The sequence below is a fragment of the Streptosporangium sp. G11 genome, assembly GCF_051192615.1.
Taxonomy (GTDB): domain Bacteria; phylum Actinomycetota; class Actinomycetes; order Streptosporangiales; family Streptosporangiaceae; genus Streptosporangium.
This window is the reverse complement of record NZ_JBPJUQ010000259.1, coordinates 1-1,850: the sequence shown is the minus strand read 5'-3', so window position 1 is coordinate 1,850 and position 1,850 is coordinate 1. Positions and strand designations below refer to the sequence as shown.

Annotated in this window: 1 protein-coding gene and 1 pseudogene; one reads left to right on the top strand and one right to left on the bottom strand. The window is 67.7% G+C overall.

What is annotated here, in order from left to right:
• Positions 1–248: 248 nt before the first annotated feature.
• Complete coding sequence (locus ACSDR0_RS50375) at positions 249–584, top strand: hypothetical protein (protein WP_435296094.1); 336 nt, start codon at positions 249–251, stop codon at positions 582–584.
• Between the two features lie 32 nt (positions 585–616).
• Here the strand turns inward: ACSDR0_RS50375 and ACSDR0_RS50370 are convergent.
• Positions 617–1,736: pseudogene (locus tag ACSDR0_RS50370) on the bottom strand (IS630 family transposase).
• Positions 1,737–1,850 lie beyond the last annotated feature (114 nt).

Here is a 1,850-nt window from a genome sequence, read left to right as displayed (position 1 = left end):
CTAGTGCGGTAACCACATACGTTCGCCGGGTCGGCGACACGCCGGCTGGGGCTCCTGCCACGCCCGAGTGCTCGTTCCCCCGCTGTAGCGGAATCCGGCCGGTTGCCTGGCCCGTAACCCGAGCCCGCATCCACAGCGAACGTCGACCACGCTGGGGTCGGCCACGAACAGCCTGACCACTCGGTGAACCTGAGTGGTCACCGCATTAGTCTGATTCCGAGACGACTCGGGCGGAGGTACAGACGCACATGAGCGAGACCGACCCGCACATCCACGTCGACCAGAAGGTGATGCAGGCTAGCGCCGGCGGCCGCAACGCGATGGTGTTGACGTTGGGCCTCGTGCCCGACTCTCCGAGCGTCGTCACCACCGGTTGCGGCCTCCAGGTGCCCTATGCGATGACCTCTCCCCGCCCGGAAAGCGTCACCTGCCTCGCCTGCAGGGAACACGCTCACCGGGAGCACCTGAGCTGGGCCGAACAGGTGGAGCGCCTGAGCCGGTGGCCCGGTGCGCCCTTCACTGGCGACCAGGCGGCCGAGGCCGCGAAATGGGCCCGCGACCTCGCGAAGAGGTTCTCCGGCTAGGCGGCGACCATGAACGTTCACCGGGTTGTCTCTCATGCGGCTTTAGGGCGAGGTCGTCCCCAGCGCTGTTGCCGTTCGCTGCGGATACGGGCGCGTTCGCGGCGCTGGGCGGCCAGCACATCGGGATGACGGGCGTGGGCGTTGCGCCAGCGCAGGTAGGCCTGCAGATCACGGGCCAGCACCATGTGATTGGGCAGATCGGAGTTGGCGATCACGAAACTGCGCAGCGGCCCGAAATGCGGCTCGATCGGGTTGGCCCAGGAGGCATACGTCGGGGTGAGACACAACTCGACCTTGTGACGGCGTGCCCAGGCCCGGATGGCGGGTGTGGTGTTGGCCGACAGGTTGTCCAGGATGACGTAGACGGGGGCGCCGTCCGGGCGGGCGGCGCGGATGCTTTTCAGCGCGGCCAGGGTATGGTCACCGCCTTTACGGGTCCGGGTCACTCCCCATAGCCGGTCCTCGCCCAGGGAGTAGCAGCCGTGGAAGTAGCGCACCCCGCAGGTGCGGTGGTAGGTGGCCGGCAGCCGGTCAGGGCGGGTCTGCCGGGCCCAGCAGGTGCCGTGCACCGGTCGGATCGACAGCGGCCCGAACTGGTCGAAGGCGAAAGCACCGATGGGGAAAGCGGCCGGTGACCTCCTCGATACGATCCAATTTGGCGTCGAAGGCGGGGTCGGTGGACTCCTTCCAGGTGCGGGTGCGCTGAAAAGAAATGCGGTGGCCGCGCAGGATCTGGCGCAGCCGCTCGCGGCCGATGTCCACTCGGTGTTCGGCGCCGGTGGCCAGATGGTCGGTGAGTTTGCGGATGCTCCAGTGGGTGAACGGCAGTCCCAGGCGCTTGGGCCGCGTTTTGGCGGTGGCCACGATGAACGCCTCGTCCTCAGCGGTGATCCGGCGGGGGCGTCCGCCCGCCCAGTGAGGGTCCAGCGCGGCCAGGCCGTGGTCGTTGAAGGCGTGGATCACCTCGCGCACGGTGTCGTCGTCGGCGGCTACCAGGCGGGCGATCGCCGGGGCGGTGTTCCCGGAGGCGGACGCCATGATGATCATCGCCCGGCGGACCCGAATCGAGCCGTGTTTGCCACGGCGTACGATCCGCAGCAGTTCAGCGCCTTCCTCGGGGGTCAACCGGCGTACTCGTACTCGTTCGGCCATGGCGGGTCCTCCCCTTTTTGCGGGTAGACCCTGTCGATAACCCACAGCGAGATCAGTACGCCTCCATCGTCAGCCGATCAATCAACCCGGCTAACGTACGTGGTCACCGCACTA